We start from the raw sequence: 14700 nt of genomic DNA, 5'->3' as shown, positions 1-14700 counted from the left end.
GCGAAGGATCCAATCGCTTGACCTCCGCGCGCGACCGGGCTTCGATGCGCGGATATGGCTCATGCGGTCTCTTCCGCCGCGCGGCTCGAGGAGGCGGTCGCCGCCGTCCGGGCCCGCACCGACGCGTGCCCGCGCGTCGCGCTCGTTCTCGGCTCGGGGCTCGGCAGCTTCGCGGACACGCTCGAGGGTGCGACGCGCATCCCCTACGAAGAGATCCCCGGCATGCCGGTCAGCGGCGTCGCGGGTCACGCGGGTCGCCTCGTGATCGGTCGCGCCGAGGGCGTGCCGTGCATCGCGATGCAGGGTCGGGTGCATCTCTACGAAGGGCACGAGTCGGCGGACGTCGTGTTCGGGCTGCGCCTGATGATGCGGCTCGGCGCGAAGGTCGTCGTCGTGACGAACGCCGCGGGCGGCGCCAACCCGGCGCTCGAGCCCGGCGATCTCATGCTGATCGAGGATCACCTCAACATGACGGGGCGCACGCCGCTGCTCGGGCCCAACGACGAGGCGCTCGGGCCGCGCTTCCCCGACATGAGCGAGGCCTACGATCCCGGGCTGCGTCGCCTCGCGCGCGAGGTCGCGGGCGAGCTGGGCGTTCCGCTCCGCGGCGGCATCTACGCGGGTCTGCTCGGGCCGAGCTACGAGACGCCCGCGGAGATCCGCATGCTGCAGCGCCTCGGCGCCGACGCGGTGGGCATGAGCACGGTGCTCGAGACCATCGCGGCGCGTCACGCGGGCGCGCGGGTGCTCGGCATCTCGTGCATCACGAACAAGGGCGCGGGCCTCTCGGCGCAGCTCCTCGATCACAAGGAAGTGCAGGAGGTCGCGGACCGGGTGCGCGACCGCTTCGTGGCGCTGCTGCGCGGCGTGCTCGCTGCGCTCGCGAAGGAGAGCGGTTGAGCTCGCCGGCGATCGACTGGGACGCGCTCGCCCGCGCCGCGCGCGAGATCCGCGGCCGCGCCTACGCGCCGTACTCGGGCTACACGGTCGGCGCGGCGCTGCTCGCGGAGGACGGGCGCGTGTTCGTCGGCTGCAACGTCGAGAACGCGAGCTACGGCCTCTGCATCTGTGCCGAGCGCAGCGCGATCTCGGCGGCGGTCGCGGCGGGCGTGAAGCGCTTCCGCGCGATCGCGGTCGCGTCGCCGGGCGACGTCGCGGCGACGCCCTGCGGCATGTGCCGCCAGGTGCTCGCGGAGTTCCCGCCTTCGTTCCCGGTGCGCTGCTATCCCGAGCGCGGCGAGGCGATCGAGAGCGACGTGGCGACGCTGCTGCCCGGCGCGTTCGGGCCCGCGGTGCTCGAGCGCGGAAGGGCGAAGGCGTGAGCCTCGACATCGACGTGATCATCCGCGGCGGCACGGTGATCACGATGGATCCCGAGCGCCGCGTGCTGCGCGCCGACGTGCTCGTGCGCGGCGATCGCATCGTCGCGATCGAGCCACGAGGGCGCATCGGGACGGCCGCGCGCGTGGTCGACGCCGACGGATGCGTGGTGGTGCCCGGCTTCGTGCAGGCGCACGTGCACCTCTGTCAGGCGCTCTTCCGCGGCATGGCCGACGACCTGCCGCTGATGGACTGGCTGCGGCGCCGCATCTGGCCGCTCGAGGCCGCCCACGACGAGGCCTCGCTGCGTGCGAGCGCGCGGCTGGGCCTCGCGGAGATGATGCGCGCGGGCACCACGACGATCCTCGACATCGGCACGGTGCACCACGAGGACGTGGTGTTCGAGGCGATGGCCGAGTCGGGGATGCGCGGCTTCTCCGGCAAGGCGATGATGGATCGCGGCCAGGGCGTGCCGAAGGGCCTGCGCGAGACGACGCGCGAGAGCCTCCGCGAGAGCGAGCGCCTCGCCGCGAAGTGGCACGGCGCGGAGAGCGGACGGCTCGGCTACGCGTTCGGTCCGCGCTTCATCCTCTCGTGCAGCGAGGGCCTGCTGCGCGAGACCGCGACGCTCGCGCGCGACAAGGGCGCGCGCATCCACTCCCACGCGAGCGAGCACAAGGGCGAGCGCGACGAGGTCCGCAAGATCCTCGGCAAGGACGACGTCGACGTGCTCGCGGGGTGGGGCATCGCGGGGCCCGACGTGATCCTCGCGCACGGCGTGCAGCTCGGGCGCGCGCAGATGAAGCGCATGGCGGAGCGGGGGACGCGCATCGCGCACTGTCCGAGCGCGAACCTGAAGCTCGCGAGCGGCATCGCGGACGTGGTCGCGATGCGCGAGGCCGGGCTCGTGGTGGGGATCGGCGCGGACGGAGCGCCCTGCAACAACCGCATGGATCCGTTCACCGAGCTGCGTCAGGCGGCGCTGCTCGCGAAGGTGAGGCGCGAGGACGCGGCGGCGCTGGCGCCGATCGACGCGCTCGCGATGCTGACGATCGACGGCGCGAAGGCGCTGGGGATCGACGGGCAGGTCGGCTCGATCGAGATCGGGAAGAAGGCGGATGTCGCGGTGGTGCGGCTCGACGGGCTGCACTGCGAGCCGCTGCCGACGGGAGAGCCCTACGAGGACGGCGCAGCGGGCGGCGATCCGGTGGCGAGGCTCGTGTACTCGGCGACCGCGAGCGACGTGACCGACGTGCTGATCGACGGGCGCGCGGTGGTGCGCGGCGGGGCGCTGAGGACGTTGGAAGAGGGAGCGGTGCGGGAGGAGGCGCGACGGGAGGCGTTGCGGCTCCGGAAGCGCGCGGAGATCCGCTGACGGCCGAGCACGCGCAGGCGGCACGCGGGACGAGGCACGCGGGACGAGCACGAGCAGGAGCACGCTCGGACGCCGTGGCTCGAGGTCGCGAGCGGCTCGCGAGGTCACCGCGGAGCCATCGGATGGCTCGGTCGGGGCCATGCGATGGCTCGGTCGGAGCCATGCGATGGCTCGATCGGAGCCATGCGATGGCTCGATCGGGGCCATGCGATGGCTCGATCGGGGCCATGCGATGGCTCGATCGGGGCCATCGGTTGGGGTTGGGCGACCCCAATTCGAAAACGTGCCGAATGGCTCGGTGAAACGACGGATTCTCGCGTCGAGATCACGCGCGCCGACACGAATTTCGATCGATCTCCAAGCGATCGAGGTCGAAATTCACGCGCGCGAGCCCGATCCGACGGGTTCTCGCTGCGTCGCAGCGTCGACCACGCGGGCTCGCGAGCTTCCCGGGACCGTCGCGCACCGTGCTCGTGCTCGTGCGCGTCCCTCGTGCTCGTCCCGCGTGCCGCCTGCGCGTGCTCGGCCGTGCCCCCGCGCTACTCCCTTCGCGGATCGCGCCGCCCCCGCGACGCATCGATCTCCACGATCTTCCTCGGCCCCTCGGGAGGCGGCGCGCTCGACGGCGGCGGGGCGACGGCGCGCACCCGATTCACGTCGAACGTCCGCGTGTGCTCGTCGTCCCGTCCCCAGCGTTCCACGGACCATCGATGACCGGTCCGTGGCGCGTCCTTCACTCGCCCGGCGGGACCGCTCCGAGATCCATCATCGCGTCGCGCACCTCGCTGCGGTCGATCGCGCTCGCCGGCGCGATCTCGAGGTAACGACGGTAGTGCTCGATCGCGCCCGCGCGCTCGCCGCCGAGCCGCTGCGCGTCGCCCTGCAGTCGATGTGCGTCGGCGAGCCACCCGGGCTGCGGCGTCGTCGCCTCGCCGAGCAACGTCGCCCTCGCGAGCGCCCGCGCCGCCTCGCCACGCTGGCCTGCGTCGAGGCGCAGCCGTCCGAGCCGGTACCACCACTCGCCCTGGGTGTCGCGCGCGGCGACTGCACGCTCGTACGCCGCGATCGCCTGCGGGAGCTGGCGCACCTGGTCGTAGCACTCGCCCATCAGCGCGATCGCCTCGGTGCGCTCGGGGCGCAGCTCGATCGCGCGCTGCAGGTCGACGAGCGCGTCGCGCACCGCGCCGGTGCGCAGGCTGACCGCGCCGCGGATCCAGTACGCGTCGCCGAGCGTGGGATCGCGGCGGATGGCCTCCTGCACGCGCTCGCGCGCGCGGCCGATCTGACCTTCCTCGAGCGCGGCCCAGCCGGCGTAGAGGTGGAACTCGCCGCGGGTCGCGTCGAGCCCGATCGCGCGCTCGAAGTGCTGGCTCGCGGTCGGCAGGTTGTGGCGCGAGAACGCGACGCGGCCGAGGAAGTGCTCGACCTCGGCCGAGCTCGGCGTGAGCCGCTGGGCGCGCGTGAGCGAGTCCTCCGCGGCGTCGATCTGCCCGGCCGCGACCTGCGCCGCGCCGAGGCGCAGCAGCAGCTCGGGATCGTCGGGCGACTCCGCGAGCGCGTCCGCGTAGAAGCGCACCGCGCGATCCGACTCGCCGCGCGCCTCGTAGAGCAGGCCGCGCTCGAGCGCGAGGCCGGGATGGCCGGGATCGATCTGCGCGAGCCGCTCGAACACCTCGGCGGCATCGTCGAGACGGTTCGAGCGACGCAGCGCGACGCCGAGCCCGAAGCTCGCGCCGGGCAGCTGCGCGTCGAGCTCGAGCGCGCGGCGCAGCTCGCGGATCGCCTCGGGCAGGCGGTTGCGGCCGAGCTCGAACATGCCGAGCGACTGCCGCATCTCCGCGCTCTCCGGCACCTGGGTGCGCGCCTGCTCGAGCACCGCGAGCGCGTCGCCGCCGCGATCGACGTCGACGTACAGGCGCGCGAGCGCGAGGTAGCTCTCGAACACCGAGGGTCCGAGGCGGATCGCCTCGCGGAACTGCTGCTCCGCGGCCTCGGGGTGCTGGAGCTGCTGCTCCGCGCGGCCGAGCCACAGGAAGACCTCGGGATCCTCGGGGCGCTGGGCCGCGAGCGCCTCGAGGTTGCCGCGCGCTTCCTCGACGCGGCCCACCGAGAGCTTCGCGCGCGCCGCGCCGAGCTGCGCCTCGTGCTGCGCGCTCCGCCCGCTCGGCTGCACGATCACCTCGACCGCGCCCTCGACGCCGAGCACCGCCTCGAAGCGCGCGAGCGCCTCCGAGGGGCTCTGCTCGAGCAGCATGCGGCCCGCACCGAGCGCGGCCTCGACGCGGCGCCCGTCGGTCTCGCGCGCGGCCTCGTACGACTGGAGCGCCTGGTGGATGCGGCCGCGGCGCTCGTGGATGCGACCGAGCAGGACGAGCGCGTCGGCGCGGTCCGCGGACGACGCGCGCAGCGTCTGCCCGTCGACCGGCTCCATGCCCGCGACCTGACGCGCGAGCGCGAGCGCACCGGCCTCGTCGGACGCGTTCTCCCAGAGCCGCCGCGCCTTGGTCACGCGCGCGCCGGCGTGCATCGGGCTCGCGGCGAGCGTCGCCTCGATCGCGGCGTCGATCGCGGCCTGGTCCTCGCCGCTCGTGAGCGCGCGCGCGAGGCCCCACTGCGCCGCCGCGCCACCGCCGTGATCGAGCGCGGCACGGAACGCGGTCGCCGCATCGGCGGGGCGTCCGTCGGCGAGCGCGGCCTCGCCCTCGACGATGTCGACGAAGGGATCGGTGGGGGCGTGCTGGCGCGCGGTCGCGATGCGCGCGACGACGCCGCTCGGGTTGCCGCTGCGCAGCTGATCGGCGGCGAGCGCGAGCGCGGCGCGCGGGTCGTCGGCCTCGCGCTGGGTGAGGCGCTCGTGGATCGCGGCGGCGCGCGCAGCGCCTCCGGCGTCGGCGCCGAAGCGGATCTGGTAGAGCGACTCGTGCAGCAGGCTGCGCGCGAGGAGCTCGCGGCTGAGGCCCGCATCGCGACGCGCGACGCCGAGCTGCTGGAGCGCGCGCCACGAGTCGCTGCGCACGTCGTGCGCGACGAGCGCGTCGGCGTCGGTGATCACGCGCGCGACCACCGCGGGATCGCCCGAGCCGGGAAGGAAGGGCTCGAGCGCGAAGATGCCGAACGGGCCGAGCGGCGTGAGGCCGAGCGCGGCACCCGCGCCGACGATCAGCACCATGAGGCCGATGAGGATCGCGGCGGTGCGGCCGCGCTTGGGCGGGGTCGCGGACTTGTCGCGGGCACGCGCGGTCGAGGGGCGCGCGACCGGCGCGACCGCCATCGGCGCGGAGCCGCCGCCGGGGCTCGCCTGAGGGATGTCGGCGAACTCCATCTCGTCGTCGCCGCCGCCACCGAGGTCGAGCTCGCCGTGGCCGCGCGATGCGCGCGGGGCGGGCATCGGGAGCTCGAGCTCGTCGCCGGGCGGGAGCGAGGCGCGGCCCGCGGGCGCGTTGGGCGTCGGGAGCTCGAGATCGCCGAACGACGAGTCGGCGCCGGGCAGCGGGAGATCGGAGTGTCCGGCGCGCGGGATCGGGAGGTCCGCGTCGACGCGTAGCGCGGGGAGCTCGGCGCGGTGGGTGGCGGGCGTGGGGAGATCGACGCCGCCGTCGCGGGGAGCGGGGAGGTCGAGATCGCCGAAGCTGAGCGCGCCGGCGCCGGCGGGCGGCGCGCTGCGTCCGCCCGGCATCGGCAGGTCGAGGTCGCCGAACGCGTCGTCGGCGGCCGCGAGCGCGGGACGTCCTGCGGGCTCGCGGGTGGCGGGGAGATCGAGCTCGAGATCGAAGCTGCCCTTCGGCGCGGGGAGCTCGGCCTCGGGGCGGATCGCGGGGAGGTCGAGGTCGTCGTCGAACGGCGTGCGCGAGGCGTCGGCGAGCGCCGGTCCGCGCGGTGCCTGGGGCGCAGGCGCAGCGGCGGCGCGGGGCGCGGGGAGATCGAGCTCGAGACCGATGCCCCGGGACGCGCCGCGGGGCGCGGGGAGATCGAGCTCGAGACCGTCGGCGGGGCGCGCCGGCTCGAAGGCGGGCGCGAGCGGCTTCCGCGGAGTCGCGGCGCGCGGGGTGGGGAGGTCGACCTCGCCGCCGGGCGTGGGCTTCGCGGCGCGGGGCGCGGGGAGATCGAGATCGAAGCCGTCGTCGGGCGGGGCGGCGCGCTTGGCCGCGCTGCGCGGCGCGGGGAGATCGAAGTCGTCGAGCGCCGCGGGCGCGGGCTTCGCGGGCGCGGCGGGCTTCGCGGGGGCGGGCTTCGCGGCGGCGCGCGGTGCGGGGAGATCGAGGTCGAGATCGCCGTCGAGCCCGAGCGGCGCGGGCTTCACCGCGCCGCGCGGCGCGGGCAGATCGAGATCGGCCGACGCGTCGAACGCCGGCGCGAGCGGCGCGCGGGCCTGGGGCGCCGGAGCCGGCTGGGGCGTGGGGCCCATCGCGATCGGTGCGCGCTTCGCGGGGGCGGCGGGCTGCGGCGGGGTGGGGCCCATCGGGATCGGCGCGCGCTTCGCGGGGGCGGCGGGCTGCGGCGGGGTGGGGCCCACCGCGATCGGTGCGCGCTTGGGCGCGGCGGGCGCGGGGAGATCGAGGTCGAGATCGTCGAGCGGCGTCGCGGGCTTCGCCGGCGCGGGGCGGGCTGCGGCGGGCGCCGGTGCCGGCGCGGGGGGCGGTGCGACGCCGACCTGCGTCTTCTTCGGTGCGGCGGCGGCGGCCTCGGCGACGCGACCATCGGGAAAGACCTGGAACGTCGTGCCGCACTTCGGGCAGCGCATCTTCAGCCCGCTCGCAGGCAGGCGCCGCTCGTCGAGGTCGTACGGGGCGGCGCAGGAGAGGCAGGCGACCTTGATCATTCCGCGGGATTCCTCGGTGAGCCGTCCCCGGCGAGGCACGCTCGGACGCGCGCCGATGCGGCAGGTGAGGACGCGGAGCGAGGGTATCACGGGCCCTGCGGCGTCGGACCAGCGATCCTCGCGCGCGCAGGAGCGGGACCTCCCTCTTCGGCCGGGCCGCGGCATCCTTGACGCGACCTCGGGGGCCCCCGTAGCTTCGTGCGGATTCCGTGAAGAGAACCGTCACCCTGGAGATCGCGGGCGCGCGCTATCGGATGGCGTCCGACGCCGACGAAGAGCACCTGCGTCGGCTCGCCGATCTCGTGAACGAGCGCATCGCCGCGCTCGGCCCGAAGGCGACGAAGAGTGCGACGCCGGCGCAGCTCCTCGCGGTGGTCGCGCTCGGCCTGGCGGACGAGCTGGTGCAGAGCGAGAACCGCCGTCGCGAGCTCGAGTCGAGCACGCGCGACGCGCTCGCGCGGGCCATCGCGCGGATCGACCGGCGCCTCGAGACCGACGCCGCGAGCGACTCGGAAGGCTGATTCGTCATGGACCCGATCGCAGAAGAAGACGCGCTGCGGAGGCGCGTGAAGGCGGAGCTGCGCACGCGGATGCGGGGGGTGCGTCGCGCGCTGCCCGCGGAGGCGCGCGCGGTGCGCAGCGGGCGCATCTGGGAGCGCGTGCTCGCGCGCGAGGAGTGGGCGAGCGCGAAGACCGTGATGCTCTTCCTGTCGATGCGCACCGAGATCGACACGAGCACGGCGGCGAAGGTGGCGTGGGACGCCGGCAAGCGCGTGTGCGCCCCGCGCGTGACCGAGAGCGGGCTCGCGGTGCACGAGTGGCAGCGCGACGTGGTCCCGGTCGAGTCGGGCTCGATGCGCGTGCCCGAGCCGCCCGAGGATTCGCCGCTGGTCGATCCGAGCGAGGTCGATCTCGTGATCGTGCCGGCGCTGGTGCTCGACGAGCGCGGCGCGCGCATCGGCTACGGCGCGGGCTACTACGATCACCTCCTGCCGCGGCTGACGCGCGCGGTGCGCGTCGGCGTGGTGTTCGACTTCCAGCTCGTCGCCGAGGTGCCCGAGACCGCGGGCGACGAGCGCGTGCACGTCGTGGTCACCGACGAGCGCGTGATCGAGGTGCTACGGAGTCCGTAGCGACCGCGCGAGCTCGACGACGATGTCGTCCTCGGCGCCGTGATCGTCGGTGCCGTTCGGTCCCACCGACCACACGCGCGACACGTCGATGCGCAGAGGACGCCCGTCGAACGGATCGACGGGAAGCTCGCCCGCGACGCCCACGCGTCGCTCGAGCGCGACGACCAGCGCGCGTACCCGGGCGCGCGTCGCGGCGTCGTGGTCGACGTAGAGCTCGAGCCGGCCGGCGCCCTCCAGCACCCGCGGGCTCGTCGACGACGCACGGCGTGCGGCCAGGGCGCGCAGCTGACTCCGTTGCGCAGCATCGTGCGCGTGGCGGGCTCGCTCCCACGCGCGTGCTTCGCCCAGGAAGAACGCCCACGCCTCGAGCGCGGCGAGGCGCGCGAGGGTGCCCTGGCGATCGAGATCGGATCGGGTCGTCGCGGCCGCGGCGACGGACTCGGTCGCGAGCGCATCGACGAGCGAGGGCCAGGCGAGATCGAGCGCGCGGAGCGCGCGCGCGGCGCGTGCGAGCGCATCGTTGCTCGCGCCGTTCGCGGCGCGGGACAACGCCCGCATCGCGAGCTCGAGGCGCGCGCTCGCGGCCATCACTCCGAGCATCGCACCGCCCGGCGCGAGGTCCTGTCCGAGGCGCATCGCGCGCACCGCGGTGCCGACGCACTCGTCGTCCGAGCGCGCGCATGCGGACGCGAGCGCGAGCGTCGTCGCGTGGAAGAGCGGCGCGAGCGGGGCGTCCATCCCCTCGACGCCGCGCGAGAGGTCGAGCGGGAGCTCGCTGTGATCACACGTAGCGACCGCGTTCCACGCCTGGAGCGCGGCTTCGTGCTGCATCGCGAGCGCGAGCACTTCCGTCGTCGGGCGTCCCGCGACGATGGCGTCGATCGCCGCGTCGTCACGAAACAGCGCCGCGTCGGGGACGTCTGCGACCGCGCGCAACTGCTCCGCGTAGGAATCGCACTCGCGCGGCGCGCCCTCGAGCACCGGACGCGCGCGTGGCATCGCACGCACCCAGGCCACGAGCTCGTCGTGCTCCCCCGCGAGTCGCTCCGCGCGCACCGAGGACCACGCCTCGAGCCCGGCCCATCCCGCGACGAGCGCGACGGCTGCGATCGCGACGACCACGACCCGGCGCCGGACCGATGGCCGACCTCCTGACATACGCGCGTCAGCATGCCTGCCCGCGCGTCTCGTCCGCCAGAGGCGCATCGCGACGGCGCGCCCCATATTCGCGCTCGTGGCCCTTCCCGAGATCGTCGACGCCAAGCTGGACGCGCTGCCGAGCGCGCCGGGCGTGTACGTCTTCCGCGACAAGAAGGGGGGCGTGCTCTACGTCGGCAAGGCGCGCTCGCTGCGCTCCCGCGTGCGCAGCTACTTCCAGCCGAGCTCGAGCGACACCCGCTTCTTCATCACGCGCCTACCGCGCGAGATCGGTGACCTCGAGACCTTCGTCGTCGAGAACGAGAAGGAGGCCGCGCTCCTCGAGAACGCGCTGATCAAGGAGCACAAGCCTCGCTACAATTTCAAGCTGCGCGACGACAAGGACTTCCTCTCGCTGCGCCTCGACACGCGCGAGCCCTGGCCGAAGCTCCACGTCGTGCGCCGTCCCAAACAGGACGGAGCGCAGTACTTCGGCCCCTACGACTCCGCTACCGCAGCACGCAAGACGCTCCGCCTCGTCAACCGCTTCTTCAAGCTGCGCACGTGCAAGGAGGGCGACTTCAAGTCGCGCGTCAGGCCGTGCCTGCAGTACCAGATCAAGCGCTGTCCCGCGCCCTGCGTGCTCGACGTGAACCGCGACGAGTACCTCGAGCAGGCGCGCCTCGTCGCGCTCTTCCTCGATGGCCGGCACGACGAGCTGGTGCGCGACCTCGAGGGCCGCATGCGCGACGCGGCGGGCGGCATGGAGTACGAGCGCGCGGCGGCGTATCGCGATCAGCTGCGTGCGGTCGAGCGCGTGCAGGACGATCAGCGCATCGACTCGCTCGAGGACGTCGATCAGGACGTGATCGGCCTCTACGTGCAGGGTGATCGCGCCGAGCTCGCGCTGATCATGGTGCGCAACGGGCGCATGACGAACGTGCGCACGTTCGACCTCGGATCGGTCGGTCTGCCCGACGACGAGATCCTCGCGTCCTTCGTGAGCGCGTACTACGCGCAGGGCGCGCACCTGCCCGACGAGATCGTGCTGCCCACCGAGGTCGAGGCGATGGAGGGCCTCGCGGCGGTGCTCACCGAGCGACGCGGCCGGCGGGTGCGCATCGTGGTCCCGAAGCGCGGCGCGAAGGCCGCGCTCCTGCGCATGGCGAGCGAGAACGCGGCGCACGCATTCAAGGAGAAGCAGCGCGAGAAGGAGGATCTCGACGCGCGACTCGCCGAGGTGCAGCGATTGTTGCGGCTGCCCAAGCCGCCGCGCCGCATCGAGTGCATCGACGTCTCGCACACCGGCGGCACCGACACCGTCGCGGCGATCACGGCGCTCGCCGACGGCGAGCCCGATCGCCGTCGCTACAAGAGCTTCCACGTGCGCAGCGTCTCGGGCGGCGACGACTTCGGCGCGATGAAGGAAGTGCTCACGCGCCGGCTCGGGCGCGCGGGCGAGGCGGCGTGGGAGCTGCCCGACCTCCTCGTCGTCGACGGCGGCAAGGGACAGCTCGGCGTCGCGGTCGCGGTGCTGAAGGAGCTCGGCATCCGCGATCTGCCGGTGTGCGGTCTTGCGAAGGAGAAGGAGCTCGGCGGCGAGCAGCGCCAGGAGCGCGTGTACCTGCCGGGGCAGAAGAACCCGATCGTGCTGCGTGATCGCAGCGCGGCGCGCTGGTTCCTCGGGCTGGTGCGTGACGAGGCGCACCGAGTGTCCAACGAGCTGCGCAAGAAGCTCGGTCGACGCCGTCGCCTGCGCAGCGGGCTCGACGACGTGCCGGGCATCGGGCCCAAGACGCGCGCTGCGCTGCTCAAGAACCTCGGCTCGCTCAAGGCGGTGATCGACGCCGACGAGGCCGCGCTGATCGCAGCGGGCGCGTCGCCGAAGCAGGCGAGGGCGATCCACGCCGCGTTCCGCCCCGACCTGAGCACGAGCGTCGAGGCCAGCGAGGGCGAGATCGATCGCGCGGCCGAGGAGCTCGGGGAGTACCCGATCGAGCAGGAGAGCGGCACCGACGCCGACCCGATGCGCGTCGCGGCGCACGAGACGACCGAGGAAGAGGCCGGCGCGGACGCAGAGGAAGTCGCGCTCTCCAACGCCTTCGAAGAGTGGGAGACTGAGGCGTCCTGAGGACACGATGCCGGACCCCGACGACCTCGTTCGCTCGCTCGTGCAGAGCCACGGCCTGACGCACGCCGGCGAGAGTCGGAACACCGCGTACTACCGGCTCGACGACGACGTGCTCGTCGCGATCCCGCACGAGGGCTCGCAGGACGACGGCGCGACCGCGCGCGACAACGTCGCGAGGCAGCGCGAGATCTTCCGCGCGACCGGCAAGCGCGGTGCGATCGTCATCTTCTTCGACCGCATGACGTCGCAGAACAAAGATGCGCGCGCCGTCTATCAGTCGATGGACGACGTGCTCACGTGCACCGCGCTGGTCGGAGGCACGATGCTCACGCGCGCGATGGCGTCGTTCTTCCTCGGGCTCTCGCGGCCGAGCGTGCCGATCAAGCTCTTCGCGACGTTCGATGCGGCGCTCGCGTGGTGCCGTCAGACCAACCAGAGCGCGGATCGCACGCTGCGCGCGGAGCGCACGGCATGAGCAGCGAGCCCGACATCACGCGGTGGACGCTGCTCGGCCACACGAGCAACGCGGACTTCTACGAGATCGAGCCACGCGTGATCGCGATCGTCCCGCACGAGCGCTCGATCGACGATGAGCGCACGGCCGCGGAGAGCGTCGCGTTCCAGCACGCGCACTGGCGCGCGCGCGGGACGCGCGGCGCGTCGATCGTCTTCATGGATCGGCTGGTCGATCAGCAGCCCGGCGCGCGCAAGGTCTACACGAGCAAGCCCGATCCCGCGTCGATCACGTGCTTCGCGCTGGTGGGCGGGACCGTGTTCGGGCGCGCCGCGGCGTCGGTGTTCCTCGGCCTCGCGCGACCGACCGCGCCGACGCGCCTCTTCGCGAGCTACGAGAGCGCGATCGAGTGGGTGCGCAGCATCAACGGCTGACGCACGCGCGCTCGTAGCCCTGGCCGCACGCCTGGGCACGCAGCGCGCTCGCGCGCTCGGCGTCGCGCGGCACGCCGCGTCCCGCGTCGAGCATGTCCGCGAGCTGCGCGCAGCCGCGCGCGTGGCCGATCTCGCAAGCGCGTCGATAGAGCGATGCGGCGCGCGCGGGATCGGCGCTCAGCCCTGCGCCGCCGCTCTCCACGAGCGCACCGAGGTTGGTGCACGCGAGCCCGTTGCGTCCTTCGCACGCGCGCTCGAAGAGCTGCACCGCGCGCGCGGTGTCCTGGGGCACGCCGCCCTCGCCGCGCAGATGGAGCACCGCGAGGTTGCTGCACCCGCGAAGCACACCGCCGTCACATGCGCGCGCATAGAGATCGCGCGCCCGCACCGCGTCGGCGCCCACCCCGAGCCCGCGCTCGAACATGTACCCGAGGCTGTTGCACCCGCGGAGCTCGCCGCCCTCGCACGCGCGCCGGAAGAGCGTCACCGCGCGGCCCGCGTCCTCCGCGACGCCCTCGCCCGACTGGTGCATCAGCCCGAGCCGCGTGCACCCCGCGAGCTCGCCGGCATCGCACGCGTGCGCGAAGAGCCGCGCCGCGCCCGCGAGATCCCGAGGCACGCCGCGCCCTTCCTGCATCATCGATCCGAGCGCGACGCAGCCGAGCCGATCCTCGTCGTTGCACGCGCGCGAGTAGAGCGACGACGCCTGCGCGAGATCCTGCATCACGCCGCGTCCCGCCTCGAAGCGCGCGCCCAGCGTGGTGCACGCGATCGCGACGTCCTCGCTGCAGGCGCGCGTCAGCAGCTCGGTCGCGCGCCGTGCCTCGCGCCGCTCGTCGAGCGCGATCGCGAGGTGGTAGCAGCCGAGCATCGCGCCGCCGTCGCACGCGCGCTCGTAGAGCTCTCTCGCGCGCGTCGCGTCCTGCACGACGCCGCGACCTTCTTCGTGCAGGAGCGCGAGGTTGTTGCACCCGACCGGCGCGCCGCCCTCGCACGCGCGCTGGTAGAGCTGCGCCGCCGCGGCGACGTCCGCACGCGCCCCGCCGATCCCGTCCTCGACGAAGCGCCCGACGTTGTTGCACGCGAGCGCGATGCCGCCGTCGCACGCGCGCCGGAACAGCACGAGGGCGCGCTCGAGATCGCGCGCCACGCCCGCTCCGTCCTCGTGCATCAGGCCGAGCCCGTTGCACGCGGAGAGCACGCCGCCCTCGCACGCGCGGCGCAGCGCGCCCGCCGCGCGCTCGGCGTCGCTCTCGCGCAGCGCCTCGCCCCATCGCTCGCACGCCGCGAGACGTCCGCCCTCGCACGCGCGCCCGAGCCACGCGACGCGACGTCGTGGGTCGCTCTCCGCGCGATCCGCGAGCACCTCGCACGCGGCCGCATCGTCGTTCTCGCACGCGCGCTCGTAGAGCGATCGCGCGCGCTCCGCGTCGGCGCGCATCCCTCCATCACCGCGCTCGAGCATCCCCGCGAGCTCGCCGCACGAGGCCCACACCCGCGCGTCGCACGCCCGCTCGAGCAGCGTGATCGCGCGCTCCGGCTCGGCGCGCCCGCCCTCGCCGCGCGCCAGCATGCGCGCGAGATCGAAGCACGCGCGATCATTGCCCGCGTCGCACGCGATGCCGAAGAGCGTGTGCGCCTGCACCACGTCGAGCGCCACGAAGCGCCCCAGCACGTGGAGCGCACCGAGCACGCGACACCCCTCGCTTTCGCCGCGATCGCACGCGCTCCGGAGCATCGCGACCGAGCGCGTCGGATCCTGCTCGAGGCGTGCGCTCGCCTCACGCGCGCACGCCGCGGGCGCGAGCGCGCCGCACGCGCTCTCCTGCGCGCGCGCCGCATGCGCGACACCGCTCAGCACGATCGCGATCACCATCGCGACTGCCCGAGCGGCGCG

The 14700-nt window shown here is 74.2% G+C and carries 11 protein-coding genes; 8 read left to right on the top strand and 3 right to left on the bottom strand.

Annotated elements, in window-relative coordinates:
- The first annotated feature begins 54 nt into the window (after nucleotides 1-54).
- From I5071_RS17660 to I5071_RS17650, 3 genes are read left to right on the top strand one after another with little or no spacing between them, the layout of a single operon-like run.
- Nucleotides 55-900 carry a purine-nucleoside phosphorylase gene (locus I5071_RS17660; protein ID WP_236606646.1) on the top strand — a complete coding sequence of 282 codons (846 nt, stop codon included), beginning with the start codon at nucleotides 55-57 and terminating at the stop codon, nucleotides 898-900.
- Complete coding sequence (locus tag I5071_RS17655; RefSeq protein WP_236606645.1) at nucleotides 897-1322, top strand: cytidine deaminase; 426 nt, start codon at nucleotides 897-899, stop codon at nucleotides 1320-1322. Before I5071_RS17660 ends, I5071_RS17655 begins: the two co-directional genes overlap by 4 nt.
- Nucleotides 1319-2695 (top strand): 5'-deoxyadenosine deaminase, encoded by a 1377-nt coding sequence (locus tag I5071_RS17650; RefSeq protein WP_236606644.1) that lies wholly within the window; start codon nucleotides 1319-1321, stop codon nucleotides 2693-2695. The genes I5071_RS17655 and I5071_RS17650 overlap by 4 nt, the downstream gene beginning before the upstream one ends.
- Before the next feature lie 733 nt (nucleotides 2696-3428).
- On the opposite strand, the gene I5071_RS17645 is transcribed toward I5071_RS17650, so the two are convergent.
- Nucleotides 3429-7514 carry a tetratricopeptide repeat protein gene (locus tag I5071_RS17645; RefSeq protein WP_236606643.1) on the bottom strand — a complete coding sequence of 1362 codons (4086 nt, stop codon included), beginning with the start codon at nucleotides 7512-7514 and terminating at the stop codon, nucleotides 3429-3431.
- 209 nt (nucleotides 7515-7723) lie between these two features.
- On the opposite strand from I5071_RS17645, the gene I5071_RS17640 reads away from it, so the two are divergent.
- Both I5071_RS17640 and I5071_RS17635 read left to right on the top strand, forming a co-directional pair.
- Nucleotides 7724-8035 carry a cell division protein ZapA gene (locus I5071_RS17640; protein ID WP_053232979.1) on the top strand — a complete coding sequence of 104 codons (312 nt, stop codon included), beginning with the start codon at nucleotides 7724-7726 and terminating at the stop codon, nucleotides 8033-8035.
- A 6-nt stretch (nucleotides 8036-8041) separates the two neighbouring features.
- Nucleotides 8042-8647: a 5-formyltetrahydrofolate cyclo-ligase gene (locus I5071_RS17635; RefSeq protein ID WP_236606642.1), complete on the top strand. Its 606-nt coding sequence runs from the start codon at nucleotides 8042-8044 to the stop codon at nucleotides 8645-8647.
- Here the strand turns inward: I5071_RS17635 and I5071_RS17630 are convergent.
- The gene (locus I5071_RS17630) at nucleotides 8633-9910 is read right to left on the bottom strand and encodes a hypothetical protein (protein WP_236606641.1); all 1278 of its coding nucleotides are present in this window, start codon (nucleotides 9908-9910) and stop codon (nucleotides 8633-8635) included. The two genes, I5071_RS17635 and I5071_RS17630, sit on opposite strands and share 15 nt — an antisense overlap.
- Between I5071_RS17630 and uvrC the strand changes: the two genes are divergently transcribed.
- Genes uvrC through I5071_RS17615 form a run of 3 tightly spaced genes read left to right on the top strand, consistent with a single transcriptional unit; the run spans nucleotide 9882 to nucleotide 12803 of the window.
- Nucleotides 9882-11915: an excinuclease ABC subunit UvrC gene (gene uvrC / locus I5071_RS17625; protein WP_236606640.1), complete on the top strand. Its 2034-nt coding sequence runs from the start codon at nucleotides 9882-9884 to the stop codon at nucleotides 11913-11915. The genes I5071_RS17630 and uvrC overlap by 29 nt on opposite strands.
- A 7-nt stretch (nucleotides 11916-11922) precedes the next feature.
- Nucleotides 11923-12390, top strand: a complete 468-nt coding sequence (locus I5071_RS17620; protein WP_236606639.1) for a hypothetical protein — start codon at nucleotides 11923-11925, stop codon at nucleotides 12388-12390.
- Nucleotides 12387-12803: a hypothetical protein gene (locus I5071_RS17615; protein WP_236606638.1), complete on the top strand. Its 417-nt coding sequence runs from the start codon at nucleotides 12387-12389 to the stop codon at nucleotides 12801-12803. Before I5071_RS17620 ends, I5071_RS17615 begins: the two co-directional genes overlap by 4 nt.
- Here I5071_RS17615 and I5071_RS17610 read toward each other — a convergent pair.
- The gene (locus tag I5071_RS17610) at nucleotides 12793-14679 is read right to left on the bottom strand and encodes a tetratricopeptide repeat protein (RefSeq protein WP_236606637.1); all 1887 of its coding nucleotides are present in this window, start codon (nucleotides 14677-14679) and stop codon (nucleotides 12793-12795) included. The two genes, I5071_RS17615 and I5071_RS17610, sit on opposite strands and share 11 nt — an antisense overlap.
- Between the last annotated feature and the right edge of the window lie 21 nt (nucleotides 14680-14700).

The sequence above is a fragment of the Sandaracinus amylolyticus genome (assembly GCF_021631985.1).
Taxonomy (GTDB): Bacteria; Myxococcota_A; Polyangia; order Polyangiales; family Sandaracinaceae; genus Sandaracinus; species Sandaracinus amylolyticus_A.
Note: the sequence above shows the minus strand (reverse complement) of the source record. Positions and strands in the feature narration are given on the sequence as shown.